23 protein-coding genes are annotated in these 24,832 nt (G+C 60.4%); 13 read left to right on the top strand and 10 right to left on the bottom strand.

From position 1 onward, the window contains the following. Positions 1–150 precede the first annotated feature (150 nt). Complete coding sequence (locus tag IF199_RS01420) at positions 151–3,063, bottom strand: aminotransferase (RefSeq protein ID WP_192559503.1); 2,913 nt, start codon at positions 3,061–3,063, stop codon at positions 151–153. Positions 3,064–3,238: 175 nt separating this feature from the next. Between IF199_RS01420 and rfbC the strand changes: the two genes are divergently transcribed. The 4 genes from rfbC (at position 3,239) to IF199_RS01400 (ending at position 7,533) form a co-directional block, all read left to right on the top strand. Next, the gene (gene rfbC, locus IF199_RS01415; RefSeq protein ID WP_096821926.1) at positions 3,239–3,784 is read left to right on the top strand and encodes a dTDP-4-dehydrorhamnose 3,5-epimerase; all 546 of its coding nucleotides are present in this window, start codon (positions 3,239–3,241) and stop codon (positions 3,782–3,784) included. Positions 3,785–3,890: 106 nt separating this feature from the next. Continuing rightward, entirely contained in the window at positions 3,891–5,699 is a 1,809-nt protein-coding gene (locus IF199_RS01410; RefSeq protein ID WP_096821985.1) for a sensor histidine kinase, read from the top strand. Continuing rightward, on the top strand, positions 5,696–7,081 hold the full coding sequence (locus IF199_RS01405; protein WP_102620613.1) for a sigma-54-dependent transcriptional regulator: 1,386 nt from the start codon (positions 5,696–5,698) through the stop codon (positions 7,079–7,081). Before IF199_RS01410 ends, IF199_RS01405 begins: the two co-directional genes overlap by 4 nt. Beyond that, positions 7,078–7,533 (top strand): YiiD C-terminal domain-containing protein, encoded by a 456-nt coding sequence (locus IF199_RS01400; RefSeq protein WP_102620612.1) that lies wholly within the window; start codon positions 7,078–7,080, stop codon positions 7,531–7,533. Before IF199_RS01405 ends, IF199_RS01400 begins: the two co-directional genes overlap by 4 nt. 31 nt (positions 7,534–7,564) lie before the next feature. Here IF199_RS01400 and cysQ read toward each other — a convergent pair whose 3' ends face one another. Both cysQ and nudE read right to left on the bottom strand, forming a co-directional pair. After that, positions 7,565–8,398 (bottom strand): 3'(2'),5'-bisphosphate nucleotidase CysQ, encoded by an 834-nt coding sequence (gene cysQ, locus IF199_RS01395; RefSeq protein ID WP_096821923.1) that lies wholly within the window; start codon positions 8,396–8,398, stop codon positions 7,565–7,567. Between the two features lie 5 nt (positions 8,399–8,403). Further along, complete coding sequence (nudE, locus tag IF199_RS01390) at positions 8,404–8,970, bottom strand: ADP compounds hydrolase NudE (RefSeq protein ID WP_065257777.1); 567 nt, start codon at positions 8,968–8,970, stop codon at positions 8,404–8,406. 88 nt (positions 8,971–9,058) lie between these two features. Here nudE and yrfG point away from each other — a divergent pair, with 88 nt between their 5' ends. Next, positions 9,059–9,721, top strand: coding sequence for a GMP/IMP nucleotidase (gene yrfG, locus IF199_RS01385; protein ID WP_096821922.1), 663 nt, complete (start codon positions 9,059–9,061; stop codon positions 9,719–9,721). Positions 9,722–9,763: 42 nt separating this feature from the next. Here the strand turns inward: yrfG and lysM are convergent, their stop codons facing one another. Continuing rightward, positions 9,764–10,204, bottom strand: a complete 441-nt coding sequence (gene lysM, locus IF199_RS01380) for a peptidoglycan-binding protein LysM (protein ID WP_008080501.1) — start codon at positions 10,202–10,204, stop codon at positions 9,764–9,766. Between the two features lie 137 nt (positions 10,205–10,341). On the opposite strand from lysM, the gene IF199_RS01375 reads away from it, so the two are divergent. The 4 genes from IF199_RS01375 (at position 10,342) to IF199_RS01360 (ending at position 15,196) form a co-directional block, all read left to right on the top strand. Further along, positions 10,342–11,229, top strand: a complete 888-nt coding sequence (locus IF199_RS01375) for a LysR family transcriptional regulator (RefSeq protein ID WP_102620609.1) — start codon at positions 10,342–10,344, stop codon at positions 11,227–11,229. Between the two features lie 92 nt (positions 11,230–11,321). Then, on the top strand, positions 11,322–12,161 hold the full coding sequence (gene fdhD / locus IF199_RS01370; RefSeq protein WP_192559502.1) for a formate dehydrogenase accessory sulfurtransferase FdhD: 840 nt from the start codon (positions 11,322–11,324) through the stop codon (positions 12,159–12,161). Continuing rightward, a complete protein-coding gene (locus tag IF199_RS01365) occupies positions 12,158–14,506 on the top strand; it encodes an FdhF/YdeP family oxidoreductase (RefSeq protein WP_096821920.1) in 2,349 nt (782 codons plus the stop codon). The genes fdhD and IF199_RS01365 overlap by 4 nt, the downstream gene beginning before the upstream one ends. A 210-nt stretch (positions 14,507–14,716) precedes the next feature. Beyond that, positions 14,717–15,196 carry a glycine zipper domain-containing protein gene (locus IF199_RS01360; protein ID WP_096821919.1) on the top strand — a complete coding sequence of 160 codons (480 nt, stop codon included), beginning with the start codon at positions 14,717–14,719 and terminating at the stop codon, positions 15,194–15,196. 64 nt (positions 15,197–15,260) lie between these two features. On the opposite strand, the gene IF199_RS01355 is transcribed toward IF199_RS01360, so the two are convergent. The 4 genes from IF199_RS01355 to IF199_RS01340 all read right to left on the bottom strand — a co-directional run bounded on the left by IF199_RS01355 (position 15,261) and on the right by IF199_RS01340 (position 19,876). Continuing rightward, positions 15,261–15,692, bottom strand: coding sequence for an acyl-CoA thioesterase (locus IF199_RS01355; protein ID WP_096821918.1), 432 nt, complete (start codon positions 15,690–15,692; stop codon positions 15,261–15,263). Positions 15,693–15,723: 31 nt separating this feature from the next. Continuing rightward, a complete protein-coding gene (locus IF199_RS01350; protein ID WP_192559501.1) occupies positions 15,724–16,947 on the bottom strand; it encodes a 3-hydroxyacyl-CoA dehydrogenase in 1,224 nt (407 codons plus the stop codon). A 110-nt stretch (positions 16,948–17,057) separates the two neighbouring features. Next, positions 17,058–18,986 carry a RecQ family ATP-dependent DNA helicase gene (locus IF199_RS01345; protein ID WP_192559500.1) on the bottom strand — a complete coding sequence of 643 codons (1,929 nt, stop codon included), beginning with the start codon at positions 18,984–18,986 and terminating at the stop codon, positions 17,058–17,060. A gap of 386 nt (positions 18,987–19,372) precedes the next feature. After that, on the bottom strand, positions 19,373–19,876 hold the full coding sequence (locus IF199_RS01340) for a polysaccharide deacetylase (RefSeq protein ID WP_192559499.1): 504 nt from the start codon (positions 19,874–19,876) through the stop codon (positions 19,373–19,375). A gap of 304 nt (positions 19,877–20,180) precedes the next feature. Between IF199_RS01340 and IF199_RS01335 the strand changes: the two genes are divergently transcribed. Both IF199_RS01335 and IF199_RS01330 read left to right on the top strand, forming a co-directional pair. Further along, a complete protein-coding gene (locus IF199_RS01335) occupies positions 20,181–20,462 on the top strand; it encodes a hypothetical protein (protein WP_176504883.1) in 282 nt (93 codons plus the stop codon). A gap of 102 nt (positions 20,463–20,564) precedes the next feature. Then, positions 20,565–21,692: a hypothetical protein gene (locus IF199_RS01330; protein WP_192559498.1), complete on the top strand. Its 1,128-nt coding sequence runs from the start codon at positions 20,565–20,567 to the stop codon at positions 21,690–21,692. Positions 21,693–21,976: 284 nt separating this feature from the next. Here IF199_RS01330 and IF199_RS30280 read toward each other — a convergent pair whose 3' ends face one another. Then, complete coding sequence (locus tag IF199_RS30280; protein WP_208491899.1) at positions 21,977–22,159, bottom strand: hypothetical protein; 183 nt, start codon at positions 22,157–22,159, stop codon at positions 21,977–21,979. A 68-nt stretch (positions 22,160–22,227) separates the two neighbouring features. On the opposite strand from IF199_RS30280, the gene IF199_RS01325 reads away from it, so the two are divergent. Both IF199_RS01325 and IF199_RS01320 read left to right on the top strand, forming a co-directional pair. Further along, positions 22,228–22,398, top strand: a complete 171-nt coding sequence (locus IF199_RS01325; RefSeq protein ID WP_096821911.1) for a YhfG family protein — start codon at positions 22,228–22,230, stop codon at positions 22,396–22,398. Continuing rightward, entirely contained in the window at positions 22,398–22,997 is a 600-nt protein-coding gene (locus tag IF199_RS01320) for a Fic/DOC family protein (protein WP_192559497.1), read from the top strand. Before IF199_RS01325 ends, IF199_RS01320 begins: the two co-directional genes overlap by 1 nt. A gap of 121 nt (positions 22,998–23,118) precedes the next feature. Here the strand turns inward: IF199_RS01320 and IF199_RS01315 are convergent, their stop codons facing one another. Continuing rightward, complete coding sequence (locus IF199_RS01315; protein WP_102620601.1) at positions 23,119–24,660, bottom strand: phosphoenolpyruvate carboxykinase; 1,542 nt, start codon at positions 24,658–24,660, stop codon at positions 23,119–23,121. Positions 24,661–24,832: the final 172 nt, after the last annotated feature.

Raw genomic sequence — 24,832 nt, 5'->3', positions numbered from 1 at the left:
GGTGTTCAACGCGCCGAACAGGTTTGGACGACGGACTATGGCGACTTTATAAACGATAAATATCGACTTTAAAAGCTAAAAACAAATGATCGCTTTTGAATCTACCGATTAATGCCGATACAAATCGGCATTAATCGACCTATCACAGGCTCAGAGGCCTTCTTCCAGCACCTTCGACAGCATGTCGACAAAGAAATCCACGCTCTGACGCGAAGTGACCATCGGCGGTTTGATCTTGAGGATATTCAGGTCATCACCGGTCGGCTGCATGAAGATCCCCAGCTCTCGCAGGCGATCGCACAGCAACGTGGTTTCTTCGGTTGCCGGCTCCAGGGTCTGCCGATTGCGGATCAGTTCGACCCCCAGATAGAACCCCGAGCCATGCACCGCACCGACCAGCGGATGTTTATCGATCAATGCCTCCAGCCGCTGCTTGAAGTGCCCGCCGACCACCTGGGCGTTTTCCCAGAGTTTTTCTTCTTCCATCACATCGAGCACGGCCATGCCGACCTGGCAACTCACCGGACTGCCGCCCGCGGACGAGAAGAAGTAACCCTCGGCTTCCAGCGCTTCGGCGATTTCCCGGCGGGTGATCACGGCGCCCAGTGGCTGGCCGTTGCCCATGCCCTTGGCCATGGTGATGATGTCCGGCACCACGCCTTGCTCTTCGAAGCCCCAGAAGAAGTGGCCCATGCGCCCGTAACCGACCTGCACCTCGTCGGCGATGCACACGCCGCCCCGGGCGCGCACCAATTCATAGACTTTTTTCAGATAGCCCGGCGGCAGCGAGATCCCGCCCGCATTGCCGTAGACCGGCTCGCAGATGAACCCGGCCAGTTGCCGCTTCTGCTCGTCGATTTTGGCCAGGTTGTGTTCGACGCTGCGCACGTAGTCCGGCGCCGAATCGAGGCCTCGGAATTCGCCACGATAGATATTCGGCGCAGTCACCGGGTGCACCCAGTCCGGACGACTGCTCAGTGCCTGCGGGTTGTCGGCAATCGAGGTCGACACTGCATCCGCGCCGACCGTCCAGCCGTGATAGGCCTCCAGCACACTGAGCATGTCGCGCCCGCCGCTGTAGGCCCAGGCCAGACGGATCGCCAGATCATTGGCCTCGCTGCCGCTGTTGACCAAAAACACTCGGTCCATGCCTTCCGGCGCCAGTTTCAGCAAGCGTTCGGAAAACTCGGCGACCGCCGCATAGTTGAACCGCGAGTTCGTGTTGAGCAACGACCACTGCCGGCTCGCAACCGCGGCCATGCGCGGATGACCGTGCCCGAGCACCGCGACGTTATTGAGCATGTCGAGGTAGGAACGGCCCTGCATGTCGATCAGGTGATTGCGCCAGCCGCGCTCGATGCGCGGCGGGTCGACGTAATAATGTTTCTGGGTGCGGGCGAAACTGGCATCACGGCGCGCCAGCAGGGTTTTCGCATCCAGCTCCGGCTCCGCGTCGCAGGCCAGGCCCAGCAGCGCCGCTGGCGATGGGGACAGCGCCTGCCACGCCAGCGCGCGGGTCGGCGTGCAGAACAGCGGTGCCTCCAGGTGCGCATCGCGAACCAGTTGCACAATCAGCGGACCGTCCACCGAACCCAGCACCTGGCCTTTGACCAGCGCCGCGCCGCTGTGCAGCGACGGCGTCACGCCCCACAGGCGCACGCTCAGTTGCGGGCCATCGAGTCGCAGCGCGCCGTCAGCCGACAGATGCAGAACGCCCGCAAACGGCGCTTCCACCGTCGTACCCTGAGGTACGCGCAACTCAACGTGCAGCGGGAATGTTTCTGGCTCCTCGGCACTGTCAGGCCGGGTACGAGACAGACGGTATTGCCCGTATCGACTGGCGGCCAGACCGTGGATGGCGGCGGCCTCGTTCAACAGACGTTGATCAATGCCCGATTGCTCCCAATTGCCCGCCTCGAAGTGCGCGCTCAACACACCCAGATCAATCAGCGCGAACTCGCGCCCGACCAGACCGGGCAACAACGGCGCGAAGCCTTCACTGTCGATGGCCGGCAACGTCTGCTCGACTGCAGAGAGAATCGCCGCCTCCATCAGCGCCAGCGGAACCGAAGTGGCGACCCGGAAGATTTCCCACTCATGAGTAAGGTTGTCGCGGCTGTAGGTATTGCCCGGATCAATGCTGACCTGTTGCTCGCCGCTGAGCACCAGCACCGCCGCGCGCGCCACGATCAGCGGCCACAGCGCCTGCAATTCTTCGTGTTGCAACGGATTGACCGCGTGGTAGGCCTGCACTGCCGGCAGGATCACGAACGGATCGCCCCCGGCGTGATGCAGCAACGCCGCACAGGTGACCGACAGATCGGTGATACGCCAGGTGCGCACCAGATCACCGAAATCGATGACGCCCTGCAACTGCCAGTGTCGCCGGGCATCACGCTGCCAGACCACGTTGTCGTCGGTGATGTCCATGTGGATCGCCTGCACCGGCAGCTTTTCCAGCAACGGTTGCAGACGGCGACCAGCCTGTTCGGCGGCCTCGGCGATCAGTGCGCGCTGGCGCTGATCCTCGATCACCGGCAGCAAATGCTCGATCAGGGCACTGGCGTGGCGCGCATCCCATTGCAACGTGCGCACGAGCCCCGGATGGTCGAACCCGGCCAGGGCCAGGTCCATTTCACCGCAGAGCCGGCCGAATCCGGCGACGACTTCGTGGCCGAGATGATCGAGCGCCGTCAGCGGCTGGCCTTCGATGTAATCGAGCAACCGCACATGCACCGCTTCACCGCCGATCTCCAGCGACAACAGGTCCTGGCCGTCATTGGCCGGGATGACCCGGGGAACATGGACATCGCAGTGTTCGGCCAAATATTTCAGGCCAGCATGCTGGGCCTGCAACTCCACCAGCGAATAGTCGCCCCGGCAGATTTTCAGCACGAATCGCCCGCGCTCGCTGTCCACGCGATAGTTGAGGTCCTGCTGGCTACCCAGTGCCTGCAACGTGCCGTTCAGCCCGTAATGCTGCGCCAGAACCTGCAACGCCTGCTCCGCAGCGACCTGTGGGCCTGGCAGACTGGCGCGATGAATCAACGTGGCGAACGACATGGAACGACCCCTGAAATTTTATTAGACGCCTATATCGCCATTGCTTTGGACGATTCGCAACCCCTGCTCCGTCGGACGGGATCGCAAGTTCGGGCGAAATGTTTCAGACCACTCGCGCCCACCGGCACTTTGCGCAAGAATGTCGACCATTCACACCTCTCACTGGAAAAAACTCATGAATGTAATCGCTACCGATCTGCCCGGCGTTCTGATCATCGAACCCAAGGTGTTTGGTGACGAGCGTGGTTTCTTTTACGAAAGCTTTAATGCCAAGGCTTTTCAGGAAGCGACCGGTCTGGATACGCAATTCGTCCAGGACAACCATTCGCGCTCGCAGAAAGGCGTGCTGCGCGGCCTGCATTACCAACTGGAAAACACTCAGGGCAAACTGGTCCGTGTCACCGTTGGTGAAGTGCTCGACGTGGCGGTAGATATCCGCCGCAGCTCGCCGAACTTCGGCAAATGGGTTGCTGTACGGCTGTCGGCCGAAAACCACCGCCAACTCTGGGTACCGGAAGGCTTCGCCCATGGTTTCGTGGTGTTGAGCGAATTCGCCGAGTTCCTCTACAAGACCACCAACTACTACACCCCGTCCGCGGAGCGCAGCATTCGCTGGAACGACCCGGATCTGGGCATCGACTGGCAGTTGGACGAAGAACCGAAACTGTCGGCCAAGGATCAGGCGGGCGCACTCCTCAAGGACGCCGACGTCTTTTCCTGAATGCCTGTGTGAAACTTCAGCGCTGCTGTGCACCCGACAACGGGTGCGCAGACTGCGACTGCAAGCCTAGGCATAATGCGCCTGTATCCACAGGCGCTCGATGCTCATGACTCCGACCCTTCCCCGCCGCCCCCGCTGGCGCAGCCTCGCCCTGCTGGCCCTGTGCCTGGCCCCGCTGCTGTGGCCGCTGGAGCATCTCGCCGAGCGTTACTACCGCAGTGAGCTGGCTGGCCAGAACCGCCAGACTCTCGACCTCTACGTCGCCAACCTGCTGGGCACTCTGCATCGTTACGAAGTGCTGCCACAGATCCTCGGCGATCTGCCGGCCCTGCGCGCGGTCGTCGGCGCGCCGGACGACGGTGTCACCCAGGGCAATGCCAACCGCCTGCTGAAGAACATCGCTTCCCAGACCGGCGCCGAAGTCATGTACCTGATGGACACCACTGGCCGAACGCTGGCGGCGTCGAACTGGGACAAGCACGACAGTTTCGTCGGGCGCAATTTCTCGTTCCGGCCCTACTTCAGCGAAGCCATGGCCGGACGCCTGGGCCGCTTCTTCGGCCTTGGCACCACCTCCGCCAAACGCGGCTACTTCTTCGCAGCCGCCGTGCGCAATGGCGAGAAAATCATCGGTGTGCTGGTGATCAAGGTCGACCTCGACCACACCGAAAGCCTGTGGGGCAAAACCCCGGAACAACTGCTGGTGACCGATCACAACGGCGTGGTCATTCTCACCTCGCGCCCGGAGTGGCGCTTCCGCTCCACCCGTCCATTGAGTAACGACGAACGTTCGGCAATCACCGCGATCCAGCCGTATCCGACTCGCGAGCCGCGGCCATTGAACCTCAGCCCGACCGCCTGGCTGACCCAGACCCGGGACATCGAAGAAACCGGCTGGAGCGTCAGCATTCTTGCACCGCGCACCCTGATCGACCGTCCGGTGCGCACCGTGGTGGCCGTCGGCGGCGCCACGTTGCTGGTGGTCATGCTGTTGCTCGGGCTGATGATGCAGCGCCGCCGCCATTACCTGGAACGGATCGCTTTCGAAGCCAAGGCGCGACGGGAACTCGAAGGCCGGGTCGCCGAGCGCACCAGCGATCTGGAAGGACTCAACCGGCGCCTGAAACAGGAAGTGCTGGAGCGCGAACAGGCTCAGCAGGAACTGGTCCGGGCCCAGGACGATCTGGTGCAGGCCGGCAAACTGTCAGCGCTCGGGACGATGTCGGCGAGCATCAGCCACGAACTCAACCAGCCGCTGGCGGCGATCCGCAGTTACGCGGAAAACGCCGAGGTGCTGCTTGACCATCAGCGCACCGACGACGCTCGCGGCAACCTCAAGTTGATCAGCGAACTGACCGGGCGCATGGCGTCGATCATCGCTCACCTGCGCGCCTTCGCCCGCCGCGATCGCCACGCCCCGGAAAGCGTGGCCCTGCAACCGGCACTGGACGATGCATTGGCGCTGCTGGCCAAACGTCGCCGGAGCATGGACGTCGAGCTGATCCGCGACCTGCCCGCCGCAACCTTGTGGGTTGAAGCCGGGGAAACCCGTCTGCGCCAGGTCCTCGGCAACCTGCTGGCCAACGCCCTCGATGCCCTGACCGAGAAAGGCCCGCCGCGCAAATTGTGGCTGAGTGCCGAATCCACCGGCGAGGGCGTCAATCTGTACATTCGCGACAACGGCCCGGGTTTCTGCATGGAAGCGCTGGGCCGCGCCAGCGAACCGTTTTACACCACCAAGACCCGCACACAGGGGCTTGGCCTGGGGTTGGCCATCTGCGAAACCCTGATGCGCGCCTTCGGCGGTGAACTGTCGTTCGCCAACCACAAGCAAGGTGGCGCCTTGATCACCCTGCGGCTGCGCGCCGGCGCGCCCGGGGTCAGCCTGCAACCGTCCGAGGATCGAAGTGCATGACCATCGACAACCGCATTCAGGTGGTGCTGATCGACGACGATCCGCACCTGCGTCAGGCCCTGGGCCAGACGCTGGATCTGGCCGGCCTTAAAATCCTTCCGCTGTCCGAAGCCAAGGGGCTGGCCGCCCAACTGGAGCGTGACTGGCCGGGCGTGGTGGTCAGCGACATCCGCATGCCCGGCATGGACGGTCTTGAGTTATTGAGCGAACTGCACGCGCAGGACCCTGAGCTGCCCGTGCTGCTGATCACCGGCCACGGCGACGTACCGCTGGCCGTGCAGGCCATGCGTGCCGGCGCCTACGACTTCCTCGAAAAACCGTTCGCCAGTGACGCCCTGCTCGACAGTGTACGCCGCGCATTGGCCCTGCGGCGTCTGGTGCTGGACAACCGCAGCCTGCGCATGGCCCTGAGCGACCGCAACGAACTGAGCGCGCGACTGGTCGGCCAGTCGGCCCCGATGGCGCGCCTGCGCGAGCAGATCGGCGCACTGGCCGCGACCAAGGCCGACGTCTTGATCCTCGGCGAAACCGGTGCCGGCAAAGAAGTTGTCGCCCGCGCATTGCACGACCTGTCGAGCCGGCGCAACGGCCCGTTCGTGGCGATCAACGCCGGGGCACTGGCCGAGTCGGTGGTCGAAAGCGAGCTGTTCGGCCATGAGCCCGGCGCGTTCACCGGTGCGCAAAAGCGCCGGATCGGCAAGTTCGAATTCGCCAATGGCGGCACGCTGTTCCTCGATGAAATCGAGAGCATGAGCATGGACGTGCAGGTCAAACTGCTGCGCATGCTGCAGGAGCGAGTCGTCGAACGGCTGGGCGGCAATCAGTTGATCCCGCTGGACATCCGCGTCATCGCCGCCACCAAGGAAGACCTGCGCCAGGCCGCCGATCAAGGGCGGTTCCGGGCCGACTTGTATTACCGCCTCAATGTAGCGCCACTACGTATCCCGCCATTGCGCGAACGGGGCGAAGACGCGCTGGTGCTGTTCCAGCACTATGCCGACGAAGCCAGCGCCCGCCACGGTTTGCCGCCTCATGAACTGCAACCGGCGCAACGGGCATTGCTGCTGCGTCACTCATGGCCGGGAAATGTGCGGGAATTGCAGAACGCGGCAGAGCGTTTCGCCCTTGGCCTGGAGCTGGCGCTGGACAACACTCAGCCTGACGGCAGCAGCACCGCCATCGAGGTCACCAGCGGTGGCCTCAGTGAACAGGTGGAGAATTTCGAGAAGTCATTGATCGCCGCCGAGCTGGCCCGCTCGCACAGCTCGGTACGCAGTCTCGCCGAAGCCTTGGGCATTCCGCGCAAGACTCTGCACGACAAACTGCGCAAGCACGGTCTGAATTTCGCCGACAGCAGCAGCCATGGAGACGAATCCGAATGAATCGCGACAGCCGCTATCTGGAATCCGTCCTCCATCACGACATTCCGCTGACCCGGGACATGGGCCTTAAGGTGCTCGACTGGCAGGAACAGCAACTACGCCTGCATCTGCCGTTGGAAGCCAACGTCAACCACAAGAGCACCATGTTCGGCGGCAGTCTGTATTGCGGCGCGGTGCTGGCCGGCTGGGGCTGGCTGCACTTGCGTTTGAAAGAAGAAGGCATCACCGACGGACACATCGTGATCCAGGAAGGACAGATCAGTTATCCGCTGCCGGTAACCGGCGATGCCAACGCCATCTGCGCGGCGCCGAACGCAGCCGTATGGAAGAAATTTCTGACGATGTATCAGCGCTACGGGCGGGCGCGATTGACGCTGCATACGCGAGTCGTCAATGCGGGGAGCGATGAGGATGCGGTGACCTTCAGCGGGCAGTACGTTCTGCACCGCTGAAGGCTGAGCGTTCCCGAGTCCGGGAACGCGCTTACGAACGGGCCAGTTCCAGCAACTTCGAACGCCACGCCGCTTTCGCCGGCAGCGCCAGAAAGAATGCGTTGCGCAACGACTCCCGTGGTGGATAACAGAACGCATCACCGTTCAAATCCAGCACCTCGCCACCGGCACCTTCCAGCACGCCCTGAGCCGCCGCTGTGTCCCACTGGGACGTCGGCGCCAGTCGTGGATAACAATCCGCCGCACCTTCGGCCACCAGACAGAACTTCAGCGAACTGCCAATGTTGGCCAATTGCAACTCGCCAAGGCTTGCGCTCAAACCGGCCAGCAAGCGTTCCTGTTCCGGGCTCGAATGACGGCGGCTGGCAACCACAGTGAAGGCTTCGCCAGGCCCCGGCACGTCACGAACCTGAATCGCCACCGGCGTGCCGCCCGTGTCGCCACGCCAGGCACCGAGCCCGGCACCGCCAACGTAGTAACGCCCATTGGTCGGCATCGATACCACGCCAAAGACCACCCGGCCATTTTCGATCAGGGCAATGTTGACGGTGAACTCTTCGCTGCCGCTGATGAATTCCTTGGTGCCATCCAGCGGATCCACCAGCCACCAGCGCTGCCAGCCGGCACGCACGCTTTGCGGGATGTTGGCGTCCTCTTCGGACAACACCGGGATGCTCGGATCCAGGGCGGTCAGGCCCGCAACGATCACATGGTGCGCGGCGATATCCGCAGCGGTCACCGGCGAATCATCGGACTTGGCGGTCACCGCCACATCGGCGCGCCAGAACGGCAGAATCGCCTCGCCGGCCCGCAGCGCCAGTTCAACCACCGGCGCCATCAACGGATGGGAAAAACTCATAGACATCTCACTCATGACTGGAAAAAACCGCGCTGGGTCAGCAGATCGCGGGCCAGGTACAACGCCGCCAAGGCACGACCTTCGGAAAACTGCGGATTTTGCGCCAATGAAGAGAGATCCCGCAGGTTGACCTTGTCCACCCGCATCGGCTCCGGCTCGTCGCCTTCCAGTCGCTCCTCGTACAGATCGCTGGCAAGCACCACCTGGATTTTCTGGCTCATGTAGCCGGGGGACAACGACAACTCGGTCAGGTGTTCCAATTGCCGGGCACCAAAGCCCGCCTCTTCCTTGAGCTCACGCTCGGCCGCCGCCAGCACATCCTCACCCGGTTCGATCAAGCCCTTGGGCAGGGACAGCTCGTACTCGTCGGTACCGCCGCAGTATTCCTCGACCAGCACTGCGTGCTCGGCATCGAGCATGGCCACAATCATCACCGCGCCGTAACCGGCGCCCTTGCCCACCAGCCGCTCGTAGGTGCGCTCCACGCCGTTGGAAAAGCGCAGTTTCAGCTCTTCCACGCAGAACAGACGACTGGTGGCGACGATTTCGCGGGCAAGTACGGTTGGTTTCTGGCGCATGCAAAGCTCCTTGGCGTGAACGCGCTACTATAACGCGGCTTTTCCGATTGTTTGCGTCGGATATCTTTCTACCGTTCGAGACGTTGCCATGCCTTCATTACCGTGGTCCGACATCGATACCGTTCTGCTCGACATGGACGGCACGTTGCTGGATCTGCACTTCGACAACCATTTCTGGCTGGAACACTTGCCGCAGCGCTACGCCGAGCTGCATGGCGTAAGCCGGGCGATGGCGGAAATGGAATTGCAGCCGTTGTTCGAACGTCATGCCGGTCAATTGCAGTGGTATTGCCTGGACTTCTGGAGCGCGGAATTGAAGCTGTCGGTGCGCGAGCTGAAGCTGGAAACCGCACACCTGATTGCCCTGCGCCCGGACGCCGACACTTTTCTGGCCGCGATCAAACGGGCCGGTAAACGCGTAGTGATGATCACCAACGCGCACCGCGATTCGCTGTCGCTGAAACTGGAACGGGTTGAACTGGCGCCGTACTTCGAGCGGCTGATCAGCTCCCACGATTACGGTTTTCCCAAGGAGAACCCGCAGTTCTGGGATGCCTTGCAGGCCGATATCGGTTTTGACCCGGCGCGCAGCCTGTTCATCGACGACACCCTGCCGATCCTGCGCAGTGCACGGGACTTTGGTGTGGCGCATCTGTTGGCCGTAAAGGAACCGGACAGTCGCAAGGGACCGAAGGACACGGCGGAGTTTGTGGCCGTCGAAGATTATCGGGACTTGATAGCAGGACTCTGAACGTTGCAGGAGCTGCCAGAGGCAGCTCCTGCAAGTCTGTTGTTACTCAGGAATACGCAGCGTCTGCCCCGGATAGATCTTGTTCACGTCCTTGAGCAGCGGCTTGTTGGCCTCGAAAATCTTGTTGTACTGGTTGGCATTGCCATACACCGCCAGGGAAATCGCACTGAGGGTGTCGCCCTTTTTCACCACCACGAAACGTGCGGCAGCCACCACCGGCCCAGTGACCGTGATCTGGTCATCGACACTGCCGACACCTTCAATATTGCCCACCGCCAGCAGAATCTTCTCTTTCTCTTCCTGGCTCGCCACCTCGCCGGTGACCGTCACCTTGTCGCCATCCACCGTCGCCTGAACATTCGGGTTACCCAACCCGACCTTGCTGATGTGTTCCTTCAATTGCTCGCTGGCATTGGCGTTGCCAGGGGTCAGCAGGTCGATCAGCTTCTCACCGGCCTCTTTTACAAAGCTCAAAAGACTCATAGCGCACACTCCTTGATTTAAGTTCCAGACGCCCAAGCCTAGACCACCACAAACCAACCCGGTTCCAGACCGACCAATGACCCTGTCGCCGCGCAAACGGTAGAATCGCCCACCCTTGTCAGCGCCCCGGAGCGAAGATGGACATCAAGCAGCTGAAATTCCTCATCGCCCTCGACGAAACCCGCCATTTCGGCCAGGCCGCCGCCCGGTGCCACATCACCCAGCCGACTCTATCAATGCGCCTGCGCAGCCTCGAAGAAGAGCTCGATCTGCCGCTGGTCAATCGCGGCCAGCGCTTCGAAGGTTTCACCGCGCCAGGCGAGCGAGTGCTGGCCTGGGCGCGTACGGTGCTGGCGGCTTACGACGGCTTGCAAGCGGAAGCGGCAGCCTGTCGCGGCAACCTGATCGGCACCTTGCGCCTGGGGGTGGTGCCGCTGTCGAGTTTTGATCCGCTGCCGCTGATGCAACGCCTGCACGCTGCACACCCGGAGCTGCGCTTCGAATTGTCTGCACTGAGTTCGGAGCAGATCCTCGAACAACTGGCAGACAATCGGATCGACATCGGCGTGTCCTACCTGGATCGTCTCGACAACGAGCGTTTCGAATCCCTGGCGTTCGACGAAACCCGCATGGGCCTGCTCTACGATCAGCGTTCCTTCAGCTTCGGCGAGGCGCCATTGAGCTGGCAGGCGCTGATCGAACTGCCGCTGGGCATGCTCACCAGCGGTATGCACTTTCGCCAGTCCATCGACCACAACTTCCACAGCCGGGGCCTGACACCGCAGCCGTTGTTGCAGACCGACGCCGTGCATCAATTGTTACAAGCTGTGCACGGCGGATTCTGCTGCGCGATCATGCCGCTGGACGGCGGCCTCGAACGCCTCACCGATCACCTGCGCCTGCAACCGATCGAAAACGCCCAGACTCTCGCCCGGCTGGGCCTGATCATGCGCCGCGGCGCCCCGCGTTCGGCACTGGCCGAGGCCTGTTTCGCGCTCTATCAGAAATCGCCAGCGGCCGCTTGATCGACGGCATCTATCGATAGATCGACACTAGCGATTAGACGCGACAAGTTGCCGCGCCTAGTCTTAACGTTGATCAATCCGTCGGTGATGCCATGAACGCCAAGCGCCCGGCCTGCGCGGCGCCTGCACTCGAAACGCCCGCGCCCGCCGCCAGTCAGACCTACAGCTACAGCGACCTGCCCCTGGCGGAGTCGGCCAGCACCGCGCTGGCCGAGGAAGTCGCACTGGCGATTGCCTACAACGGCATCAGCCAGGCCGTGATGCTGGTGACGCCCACCGACCTCGAAGACTTCATCGTCGGCTTCAGCCTGGGCAGCGGCATCATCGAAGACGCCTCGGACATCTATGACCTGCAACTGATCGGTTCAGGCTCGGCGCAATACGCCCAGGTGACCATCGCCAACCGCGCCTTCTGGAATCTCAAGCAGCAGCGTCGGCAACTGGCCGGCACCAGCGGTTGCGGGCTGTGCGGCGTAGAAGCGGTGGAACAGGCGCTGCCCGATCTCAAGGTCTTGCCCGGCGCCCCTTTGCCGCCGATTGAATGGCTCGACGGTTTGCGCCAGCGCATCGGTGCGTTCCAGCCGCTGGGCCAGCATTGCGGCGCGGTGCACGCGGCGGTGTTCATGAACGCCAGCGGTGAATTGCTGCTGGGCCGCGAAGACATCGGCCGACACAACGCCCTCGACAAACTGATCGGTGGCCTGATCCGGCAAAAGATATCCACAACCGGCGGCCTGGCGATTGTCACCAGCCGTTGCAGCCTCGAATTGATCCAGAAAGTCCTGCGCGCCGGGATCCAGACCCTCGTCAGTCTGTCCTCGCCCACCGGCCTCGCCGTGCAATGGGCCCGCCGCCACAACCTCAATCTCATCCACCTGCCGCAGAAAAACGCGCCGCGGGTGTATAGCCCAGAAATGGAGAAACACTCGTGAGCCAACACCATCAAGCCGACCAGAAACCCGTCCCGCGCTACAAGCCCTACAAGGGCGCAGCCGGCGGCTGGGGCGCACTGATCAGCGTGGCCCAGGCCTGGTTGACCAGTGACAACGCGCTGAAGAACCTGCGCATGATGCTCAAGACCAACCAGAACGGCGGCTTCGACTGCCCGGGTTGCGCCTGGGGCGACTCGCCGGAAAGCGGCATGGTCAAGTTCTGCGAGAACGGCGCCAAAGCAGTGAACTGGGAAGCGACCAAGCGCCGCGTGGACGGCAAGTTCTTCGCCAAACACAGCGTCACCTCGTTGCTGGAGCAGAGCGACTACTGGCTCGAATATCAGGGCCGTCTGACCGAACCGGTGGTCTATGACGCCGAAACCGACCGCTACAAGCCGATCAGTTGGGACGATGCCTACGCGCTGATCGGCAAGCACCTGCAAGCCCTGCCGAGTCCGGACCTGGCCGAGTTCTACACCTCGGGTCGTGCCAGCAACGAAGCCGCCTATTTGTATCAACTGTTCGTGCGCGCCTACGGCACCAACAATTTCCCCGACTGCTCGAACATGTGCCACGAAGCCAGCGGCGTGGCGCTCGCGCAAAGCGTCGGTGTCGGCAAAGGCACCGTAACCTTCGACGATTTCGAACACGCCGATGCGATTTTCGTCTGGGGTCAGAACCCCGGCACCAACCACCCGCGCATGCTCGAACCCCTGCGTGAAGCGGTGAAACGCGGCGCTCAGGTGGTGTGCATCAATCCGCTGAAAGAGCGTGGACTGGAACGCTTCCAGCATCCGCAGCACCCGATCGAAATGCTCACCAACGGCGACAAGCCGACCAACACCGCGTACTTCCGCCCGGCACTGGGCGGTGACATGGCGGTGCTGCGCGGCATGGCCAAGTTCCTGCTGCAATGGGAACGCGATGCGCAGAAGGCCGGTGCGCCGGCGGTGTTCGATCACGACTTCCTCAATGAACACAGCGTCAACGTGCTGGAATACCTCGGTGTCGTCGATGACACGCCGTGGGAGCAGATTGTTGCGCAGTCCGGCCTGACGCTGGTTGAAATCGAGCAAGCGGCGCGCATGTACGCCAAAGGCAAGAACGTCATCATGTGCTGGGCGATGGGCATCACCCAGCACCGCCATTCGGTGCCGACCATCCAGGAAATCGCCAACCTGATGCTGCTGCGCGGCAACATCGGCAAGCCCGGCGCCGGTCTGTGCCCGGTGCGCGGTCACAGTAACGTGCAGGGCGACCGCACCATGGGCATCAACGAGCGTCCGCCGGTGGCGTTTCTCGATTCCCTGGAGCGTCGCTTCCAGTTCAAGGTGCCACGTCATAACGGGCACAACGTGGTCGAAGCGATTCACGCGATGGCTGAAGGCCGCGCCAAAGTGTTTATCGGTCTGGGCGGCAACTTCGCCCAGGCCACGCCGGACAGCCCGCGCACCTTCCAGGCCCTGCGCAACTGCGACCTGACCGTGCAGATCAGCACCAAGCTCAATCGCAGCCACCTGGCCCACGGCAAAGACGCATTGATCCTGCCGTGCCTGGGTCGTACCGACATCGACATCCAGACCGAAGGCCCGCAGGCCGTCACCGTGGAAGACTCGTTCAGCATGGTGCACGCCTCCAACGGCCAGTTGCAGCCGCTGTCGAACCAGATGCGCTCGGAGCCGTCGATCATTGCCGGCATCGCCGCCGCGACCCTGGGCAGCAAACCGGTGGACTGGAACTGGCTGGTGGCCGACTACCGGCGCATCCGCGAACTGATCGCCGACACCATCCCGGGCTTCAAGGACTTCAACGAGAAGGTCAAGAACCCGGGCGGTTTCTACCTCGGTAACAGTGCCGGCGCGCGCAAGTGGAACACCACGTCGGGCCGGGCCAACTTCAAGCCGAACATGCTGCCCAAGGATCTGATCCATGAGCGCACTCGCGCCACCGGGCAACTGCCGGATCTGATCTTGCAATCGATGCGCTCTCACGATCAGTACAACACCACGATTTATGGTCTAGACGATCGTTATCGCGGGGTGAAGGGACAGCGTGACGTGCTGTTCGCCAACGAGGCGGACATCATCCGTCTGGGCTTCAAGCCTGGGCAGAAGGCTGACATCGTGTCGCTGTGGGACGATGGCCGTGAGCGTCGCGTGAAAGGCTTCACACTGCTGGCGTTCGATATTCCGGCGGGGCAAGCGGCGGCTTATTACCCTGAGGTGAACCCGCTGGTGCCGCTCGAAAGCACCGGGGACGGCAGCCATACGCCGACGTCGAAGTTCATCGCGATCCGGTTGGAAGCGGCGAGCGAGACAGGGCTGATCATGGCCAGGTCGGCCTGACACCAAACTTTTCAGCGCCCACAAAAAAGGCCGCTTTTGTATAAAAGCGGCCTGTCCGAAGCAGTTAAAGACCGGTGAAAATCGGTTAAGTTCCACCCAAAAATCAGTAACTTGCATAATTGTATACAAGTCGTGTTATTCGTCGGATTTCGATTGTCAGCCTTGTTACACAGCCTCAGGATCGCGCCGTCATCCCTTTGAGGCTCCTCTATGAAGTTCTCCCAGATTCTCTTGTTGTCCCTTGGCCTGGTCAGTGGCTTCGCTTCTGCCGGAGGCACCACCGAAGCAGGTGTGGGCGGCGCATTGGGCGGGGTTCTTGGCTCGGTCGTCGGTCAGTCTTTAGGCGGCAGCACAGGTTCAACCATTGGCGCGGCCCTGGGCGGCGCGGGTGGTAGCGCGGTAGGCGCCAACAAACACAGCCGTGGCGAAGCGGCCATTGGCGGTGCGTTGGGCGCAGCCGGCGGTAACGTGGTTGGCCGCAGCATGGGCGGCACCACCGGCAGCCTGATCGGTGCCGCAGCAGGTGGCGGCGCCGGTGGCGCGCTGGGTAACTACATGGGCAACGAGAGTAATCGCGAAGACCGCAGTTACGATCGCGGCCGTGACCGTGGTCGCTACTACCGCGACGACCACCGTGGTCGTGGCCACGCCTACGGCCATCGCAAGCATCACCGCTACTACCGCGACTGAGGCTTGACCTCGTTGCCGGTACAGCCAGATCGCAGCTCCCCCGAGCTGCGATTTTTTTTGCCTGTCAAACCGCCAGCCGTTCCAGCGCTCCGCGTAACCCCGCAGGGATCGCCACCGGCTGATTCGATGCACGATCAACGAACACATGCACGAAACGCCCCGCCGCACAGGCTTCATGCTCGCCAGCCTTGAACACGGCCAGCTCGTATTGCACTGAACTGTTGCCCAGTTTGCCGACCCGCAAACCAACTTCGATCAAGTCCGGGAACGCAATCGAGGCGAAATAATCGCAAGACGAACTCACCACAAACCCCACCACCTCGCCATCGTGGATATCCAGGCCACCGACCTGAATCAGGTAGGTGTTCACGGCCGTATCGAAAAAGCTGTAGTAGGTGACGTTGTTGACGTGGCCGTAGGCATCGTTGTCATGCCAGCGCGTGGTGATCGGCTGGAAATGTGGGTAATCGGCGCGTTGCGGCATCGGGTTGGACATCAGTGTCGATTCCTTGAGTGATCGGCCCAGTCTAAAGGTAAAAACCTTTGCCTCGTGCCGCCAGCTCGCCAATCAGTTGCGCCGGCCGCCATTGATCACCCTGTCGTGTTTCCAGCGCCAGCAGTCGTTTATGAATGTCTGCCAGCCCCTGATCGTCCGCCCAGGCCATCGGCCCGCCTCTCTCCGCCGGGAAGCCATAGCCGTTCAGGTACACCTGATCGATGTCATGCGCCGACTCGGCAATCCCTTCCTGCAGAATCTTTGCGCCCTCATTGACCAACGCCAGAAGACAGCGCTCAAGGATCTCCTCAGATCCGATCTCACGGCGATGAAACCCCAGACCTTCACTGACACTCAACACCAGTGCATCCACCTCGGGATCATGTTCGGCCTGACGACTGCCCGGTTCGTAGTGGTAGTAACCATTGCCAGACTTCTGCCCGAACCGACCCAACTCGCACAAGCGGTTATCCACCTGAACCTCTGGCGCATCCTGGCCCTTGCCGGCCAGCTCACGAGCACGCCACTCAAGATCGATGCCGACCACGTCGTACATGCGAAACGGCCCCATGGCAAAACCGAAGCCCTGCAATATCGCGTCGATCTGCTGCGGCCAGGCCCCCTCAAGCAGCATCTTGCGCGCCTCGAGCACGTAAGGATGGAGCATGCGATTGCCGATGAATCCGTGGCAGTTGCCCGACACCACACTGACCTTACCCATACGCTTGCCCAGCTCGAGTGCAGCCTCAAGCACGGCTGGCGAGGTCTGTGCACCACGGACTATTTCCAGCAGTTTCATGATGTGCGCCGGGCTGAAGAAATGCAGACCCAGCACTTGCGTCGGCCGTCGTGTCGCGGCGGCAATCGCATCGATGTCCAGTGCCGAAGTGTTGCTTGCCAGCAGGGCTTCGGGTTTCAGCAAGCCATCGAGCTCACGGAAGATCTTCTGCTTGAGTTCGAGATTCTCGTACACCGCTTCGATCACCAGGTCGACATTGCGGATCGCCACATAATCCGCCGCCGCACTGATCCGGGCGATTCGCGCATCGGCCTCGGCCTGATCGATCCGCCCCTGACGCACGTTGTGCGCATAGGTATCGGCCACCGTCTTCAGCGCCTGCTCAAGCATTTGTGGATTGTTATCGACCCATTGCACTGACACGCCGGCGTTGGCCAGGCACATGACAATGCCACGGCCCATGGTGCCGGCGCCGATCACGGCGGCCTGCCGAATTTCGAAGGATGTCTGGCTCATTGTTGTTCTCTTGTTGGAGATCCAAAGACAGCCTTCACCATAGTCAGCCAACGGGTATTTTTGAAGTTTATTGCTGTGATGATCGACATTCAGCAAATGGATTCGTTGCTTCAGAGATGCGCCTGAGCCCAAGCCCGCACGTCCGCGTAGGGATACGCCTCCAGCGCTGCATACCCGGAAATGGTCCGTGCCTTGAGCTTGGTGAACAGCGGCACACTGATCCCGCACAGAAAGCGCGTCAGCCGCTCCGCTGAAGGCGCACTGCCTGTCTGCTGCTCATGCCTGTGGATAAAATCGCCGCACAACGCCGGGAAACTTTTATCCACAAGCGCCAGCAATTCCGGAGGCGCCGGGAGCCGGGCAACCTGCCCGTGACACACCGAGCAATGCCCGCACTGCTCGGGGGCGTTGTGATCACCGAAGTACTCCGCCAGTCGATAGCCCAGGCAGCGCTCGGTGGCGAACAATTCGAGCATGGCGTGAATCCGCGCCACTTCGGTCTGTTCGTGGCGAGAGAAATAATCATGCAGCTCGCCACTCAAGACCTGGCTGTCGAAGCTGCTGTGCAGCACGTTGTAGACCTCGGTCATCTGTTTGCTTTCCAGCTCGACCCAGCCCTTTTCCTGGAAGTAATCCAGCGCCTTCACCACGCGGTTGCGCTCAGCGGAATGTTGCGTGTACATCGCCTCGAAATTCACCGTGGCCCAGGTCCGCGCGCGATTCGAGGTCTGGATGATCGCCGCGACGAAATCCCTGCGCTCACCCTCGAAACGCTCAAGCAACACCTCGGGTTCCAGCAGGTACTTGAAGCGGTATTCGGCGTAGTACGCGTATCGCGGGGCAATCAGCCCTCGCAGCTCCAGTTGCACCAGCAATGTCTTCAATGGCAGCGCACGGATGTTGCTCTGATCCGCCAGCGGCCCGAGCAAAAACTCCCACTGACCTTCAGGCGCAGCGGCCTGCAACTCGTCCAGCACATGGCGAATGCCGTCGCGCTCCGGCGTGTCGCCATAGACGAAGTTTTCCAGCACATTGAGGCTGTCGCGGTTGGCCAGCACCAGACAGTCGGACGGTTGCCCGTCACGACCGGCGCGGCCGATTTCCTGGCTGTAGTTCTCGATGGATTTGGGCAGGTCGAAATGCACCACATTGCGGATGTCACTCTTGTCGATGCCCATGCCGAACGCGATGGTCGCGACGATGCAATTGGACTGCCCACCCATGAAGCGTTTCTGAATCGCTTCCCGTTGTTCGTGGGGCAGCCCGGCGTGGTAAGCCTCGGCCTGAATACCATTGCGCCCCAAATGCTCGGCGATGTGCTCGGCAGTTTTCTGCAGGGTGACGTAGACGATGCTCGGTTGACCCGCCCGCTCGGCCATCCACTGCACCAGCCGTCGCCGCTTGTCCTCACCGCGCACCGGCTCCACCAGCAGATTGAGATTGGGCCGATAGAAACCCGTGGTCACAACGTCTTCGGCAGCGATGGCGAATTTCGCCTGCATGTCGGCGATGACTTTCGGTGTTGCCGTGGCGGTCAGCAGCAAGGTTTGCGGGATGTTGAACTGACGCTGGTAGTCCGGCAGCTTGAGGTAATCAGGCCGGAAGTTGTGGCCCCATTCGGAGATGCAGTGCGCCTCATCCACCACCAGCAGCGAGATCGGCACCTGCTGCAAAAAATTGCGGAAGCGCTCGTTCTTCAGGCGCTCCACGGAAATCATCAGGATCTTCAGTTCGCCGGAACGGGCACGGGCCATCACATCGTTGGCGTCTTCACGACTCTGCGCCGAATCGATGCTGCCTGCCGAAATGCCATGTCGCTGCAGAAACGCCAACTGATCCTGCATCAGCGCGAGCAACGGCGAGACCACCAGCGTCAGGTGCGGCAGCAGGAGAGCCGGCACCTGGTAGCAAAGGGATTTTCCGGAGCCCGTGGGAAAGATCGCCGCCGCCGAGCGCCCGGCCAGCACGGCGCTGATTGCCGCTTCCTGACCGGGTCGAAATTGTGGATAACCGAAAACCTGTTCCAGGGTGTTGTGCATTCGCTGTCACTCCGTTGACCGCTGTGATGCCAACAGCCTAGCGGGCGATCGCAGCGAATCGAGAAAAGGTCGGGGGGCAAATCGATACGGGATGATACAGCGTCGGCAGCTCCGCCACGGGATCAAACAAATGAAACACTTTGTTCATCGCCGCGTGAATCGACCCGAGGGTAATGTCCGTCACGCCTCGAGCCAGGACGGCCGAGGCGCATGGATTTTTATCAAGGAGTGAATATGTCAAACAACCTGAAACTGCCTGTCGCCCTGGTCTTTGCATCCCTGTTGCTGGGCGCATGCACGCCAGTTCCCGATGGCTTCCCACCGCCCTTGGCGATCGCCGTGACAGCGGATGAAGCCTCGTCGACTTAGCAGCCGCAAGCGCGCTGCTATGGCCGCAATACGGCTACCCGCAATTGCTCATCCAGTACCCGCTCATGCACATCCAGGCTCTTGCTCGCCCACAGTGCATGGGCCGGGCTGATGCCGCCAGTGAATGCCGCCGCCAACTGACGCAAGTCGGCGACGCTGCGCACCCGCGGGCAAAACGCTTGCTCGTCGCAGTTCTGGCTGGCGTTGCGGTAGGTGTTGAGCAAGCGATCCCACAGACCGTCGCGCACTTGCCTGATCGACTTGAGCTGCATTTGCTGCACGCCCAGTCGTTGCTTGAGTCCTGTTTCGTCCAGCGCTTCGCTCGCCAACAGAGCCTTGCCGAAGATCAGCACCTCAGCGCGGGAGGCTGTGTCGATGCTGGCCTGAGTGGTGAGTGCATCGGGCCAACCGCTGCGCTCCAGGTTGGCCAGCGCCAGCCCGTTGCCCGTGTCGGAGGCCACCGCCAAACGACAACCACTGGCCCACAGCAAAATGATCGAGGCCATTCGTAGCCACTGCATACCTAATTCCCTTTAAGCGTGTGTCGGACGTCTGGAAACGCCCTACGGATTCTGGCGCGCACCATACAGAGGTTTACCGGGAATCGCCCGACAAACACGTGGGAAATTTCTCTCCTCAGGGTTTGGCTGTGAAAACGCCGCAAAACCGCGTAGGGCAAATGCCCGAACCCCGGAAAAACCCCTACGAATCCTGTCCATTGTGGCTGTCTTGTCCCACTCGATGGCGCCCTTCTATAGTGGCCGGCGCGGCTGAAAACACTGTGTCGGCCCACCGACGCGACTTCGTAAAGGACACGCCTCAATCATGAACATGTTCAAACCGCTGAATACTCGTTTTCGCCCTCTCAAAACCTGCGACGGCGACATCCCGGTCATGGTCATCGACACCGAAGCCAAACCTGGGGATCTGCTCAATGCTGCCGATCAACGCCTCCGTGCCGCCAGTGATCTGCTGGAAACTCTTTACTGCCTGTGTTTCAAACAGGCTGACGTGAAAGACATCCCCAACATCGTCAATGCGCTGTATTTGTTGACGCAGGACGGCTGTGACTTGCTGGAAGTTGCCAGACAACGAATAAATAATTAACACCGCCAGCCAAACTTACAAAGTTCGCAACAACCCATCGCTTCCATTACTGCAAAATTCAGAACTAGCCTGTTTGTTCTTACATCAACCAAGAGCAACAACATGACTACGCTGACTATTTTCTTTTGCGGTACAGGTTCGACAAAGTTTGATAACGCCCACGAAAACTATTGGGATGGCGAATTGGTCTCCACACTGGCCTCCCATCATACCGGTCGCGAGTTCGCCGAATGGATCGTGGTCGACGGCCCCGGCACCAGCAACCTGCAAGCCGATGAACTGTTCACCCGATCCAAGGACTACGGCCTCAGCGGAACCCTGTTCGGCAAGGGCTGGGAGGAAAACGTCCAGCACGCGATGAACATCATCAAAGGCCAATGCGACTGGCAGCGCGAGCAACTGACCGAAGCGGAATACAACCGCCTCAAGGCTGCAGGCATTCCCATTGAAGATGTAAAAGTCGAAGGTTCCTGGCTGTGGCGTAAATATAACTATGGCGATCGCAGCGTCACGCAACAGAAGTTACAGGAGCAAATTATTAAAACCTTTCGCAAGGACGGAGTTATTCCAACAAAAGTCAATCTGGTGGGCTGGAGCCGCGGCGGTATTAGTTGCCACATGTTGGCAAACGCAATGTTCAAGGACAACGCATTGAAAAACATCCCGGTAAATATCTTCGCCATTGATCCCGTGCCAGGTATTGGTAACTTTCAGGAACATCGGGTAAAGCTCAATTCCAACGTAAAAGAATATGTAGGCTTCTATGCACGGGACGAACGCTCGAAAGGCTTCAGCTGCGTCATCCCGCAAACCGCGACCGGCACCAAAACCAGCATTTTCCCCATGCCTGGCCGTCACGCCACACTGGTCGGTAACGCCTCCGCCGATGGCAACAGTGGTCCCAAAGTGCTGGCCGAACCCGGCCTCATCGTCCGCCACTTTGCCGAGGTCTGCCTGAAACGCTGGGGCACCGTACTCGACAAAAACCTCAACCTCACCGACGCCACCCTGCGAAACCACACCGCGGCCCTCGTCAACGCGGCAGCGAAATACAAGGCCATGGAGAAATGCTCCTACACCTGGTTCACCGAACTGGACCAGGGTGAACGCTACGTGTCGCTGGGCAGCAAAGGCGTCCCGTTTTCGACAGTGAAAGGCACGATCTACAGCCCGGCGAGTGGACTGACGACGAGTGTGCTGGATGTTGAAGGGTATCGGGCTATTTGTTGAAAACCGTGATTGATCTGTAGGAACGGCCTGCCCAAATCTGCATCCCGTTCCTACAGGAAGTGGCGCCTTGTCTTCTATCGGCGCTGATTGGCCAAAATCTATAGTTGTGACTGTCGCTGCCCAAGCCGCGATTCAGCTTTGGTCACCTGAAAAACAGAGATAACTGATGCATGCCCTTGACGGCTGTGACCTGCTGCAAGTCGCCCAGCAGAAAATGCTCAGCTGGAAAGCCCCGGCCTGAAGCTGAGTGATCGAATCGCTCTCACGCATTACCTGAGAGCGATCTAAAAAACAGCAATCGAACAATGGAGATTCCGGTGAGCAAATTTTTTGATGAGCTGATGGAAAGCGTCAAACAGGCAGATGAAATCTTTCGCCGTCAGCACCGAACCGACTGCCAATCGAGTATCGATGGATTTCCCAAAGAACCCCATCAACCCAATGACAGGCAACACATCTGTAAGCATCGAAAATCCCGACCGATCCGGGAACACGATTGCGCTACACTGGAATCCAGCACAAAGAGGCATATGACATGAGCGAGTTGACGTTCCAGCAAAAGCAGGCTTATTACGACAAGGTCCGCCGGTCCAACTATCTGGCGAGTCTGCGGCTTGAAGGCTTTGACACCACCCGTGCCGACGCTGAAAAACCACTTCCTTCGCGGGAATCGGTTATCGAAAAATATCGTCAAAACGGCCGTTAATGGTGGACAAGTACGGGGTTGGGCAAGACCCTTATTGTTACCCTGGCACCGATGTTTTGCGTAATTTGCTCAACATCCATTGTGAAGAACAACTTCAAAAAGCAGAGCGAGAGCTCTCTGAAATCGCAATCAGCCGATTTCATCTTCTCCCCCCTCCTTATGACCTCAGGCGCTTGCAGCACGTCCATGAAGTTCTTTTTTGCGACGTCTATGATTGGGCTGGACTGCTGCGTACCGTTAACATCCAAAAAGGCGAAACATTTTTTTGCACTGCGGAGAGGATCCTCCCGGAAGCTGACAAAATTTTTCTCTCTATGGAACGCTCCGCATGGTTCGAGGGGCTGGAAAGGTCAGATCTTGTAGTAAAAGTTGCTGAAGCCTACGGCGATCTGAACGTCATTCATCCTTTTCGTGAAGGCAATGGTCGTGCCCAACGCATTCTTTTTGAGCACATCATCATCAATGCTGGTTTTGCAGTAGATTGGTGGTTGATCAAGGATGAGGCCTGGATTCCGGCAAACATCGATGCTGTGGCATGCGATTACCGGGGCCTTGAGGCAATTTTTGATCGCTGCATTGGCGAAAAGCTTGCATCTTAAGTAGCAGAATTCTGGCAGTTCACACCGTATCGTGCGGGAATAATGGCACTTACTCGATAACTGAACGCCCACAAAAAAGCCGCCCACAAGAGGCGGCTTTTTCATTCACCAGAACTAAGTCTTACAACTTAGGCCCGGCAGCCTTGATCGCATCGCTCACGTCGAACTTCTTGAAGTTCTCGATGAACAGACCGGCCAGTGCTTTGGCAGCTTCGTCGTACGCAGCCTTGTCAGCCCAGGTGTTGCGTGGGTTGAGCAGGTTGGTTTCGACGCCTGGTACGGCCAGTGGCACATCCAGGTTGATGGTGTCCAGGTGTTCGGTTTCGGCACCGATCAGTGCACCGCTCTGGATCGCTGCGATCACGGCGCGGGTGGTCGGGATGTTGAAGCGTTTGCCGACGCCGTAGCCACCGCCGGTCCAGCCGGTGTTGACCAGGTAGACCTTGGAGCCGAAGCCCTTGATGCGCTTGATCAGCAGCTCAGCGTATTCGCCAGCCGGACGCGGGAAGAACGGTGCGCCGAAGCAGGTGGAGAAGGTCGACTTGATGCCGCTGCCCGAACCCATTTCAGTCGAGCCCACCAGTGCGGTGTAGCCGGACAGGAAGTGGTAGGCCGCCTGCTCGTTGTTCAGGATCGACACTGGCGGCAGTACGCCGGTCAGGTCGCAAGTCAGGAAGATCACAGCGTTCGGCTCGCCGCCCAGGTTCTTCTCGGAACGCTTGGCAACGTGCTCCAGCGGGTAGGCTGCGCGGCTGTTCTGGGTCAGGCTGACATCGGCGTAGTCGGCGTGCTTGGCATCGTCGATCACGACGTTTTCCAGCACAGCGCCGTGCTTGATGGCTTTCCAGATGACCGGCTCGTTCTTCTCGGACAAGTCGATGCACTTGGCGTAGCAGCCGCCTTCGATGTTGAAGACAACGCCTTCGCCCCAGCCGTGTTCGTCGTCACCGATCAGGTAACGGCTTTCGTCGGCGGACAGGGTGGTCTTGCCGGTGCCGGACAGACCGAAGAACAGGGTCACGTCGCCCTCTTCGCCGATGTTGGCAGCGCAGTGCATTGGCAGCACGTCAGCGGCCGGCAGCAGGAAGTTCTGCACGGAGAACATGGCTTTCTTCATTTCACCGGCGTAACGCATGCCGGCGATCAGCACTTTTTTCTGGGCGAAGTTGAGGATCACGCAACCGTCGGAGTTGGTGCCGTCACGCTCAGGCACGCACTCGAAGTTGGCCACGTTCAGCACTTGCCACTCGTCACGACCGGCCGGGTTGTACTGAGCCGGGTTGATGAACAGGCAACGACCGAACAGGTTCTGCCAGGCAGTCTGGGTGGTCATCTTCACGGCCAGGTAGTGATCTTCGGCCGCGCCTACATGCACGTGGGAAACGAAATGCTCTTGCGCGTTGTTGAATGCTTCAACACGAGCCCACAGCGCGTCGAACTTGTCGGCCGGGAACTTGCGGTTGATCGGGCCCCAGGCGATTGCGTCCTGGGTGGAAGGCTCTTCAACGATGAAACGGTCGACTGGCGAACGGCCGGTGCGGTGACCGGTGCGAACTACCAGAGCGCCGGTATCGGCAAGCTCGCCTTCACCGCGTTTCAGGGCTTCTTTTACCAGATCATCAACACTCAGATCGGTGTACACGGCGTTATTGGCTTGCGTCATGAGGTTCCCCGTCGGCCAGTGGCCGAGTGTGCTCCAAACGTTTTGTAGTAGAAAGTCGTGCACTACTACCGCGAAAAAAGTGGGCCGGATTATGCCAGAAAAGCCCAAAAAGAGTAGGGCCCTCCCGTCGTAACGGCGTTATTCCGTCGTTGAGCAGTGAATTTACCTGCGC

This window comes from Pseudomonas allokribbensis (assembly GCF_014863605.1).
Taxonomy (GTDB): Bacteria; Pseudomonadota; Gammaproteobacteria; order Pseudomonadales; family Pseudomonadaceae; genus Aquipseudomonas; species Aquipseudomonas allokribbensis.
This window is presented reverse-complemented; position numbering and strand designations above follow the sequence as displayed.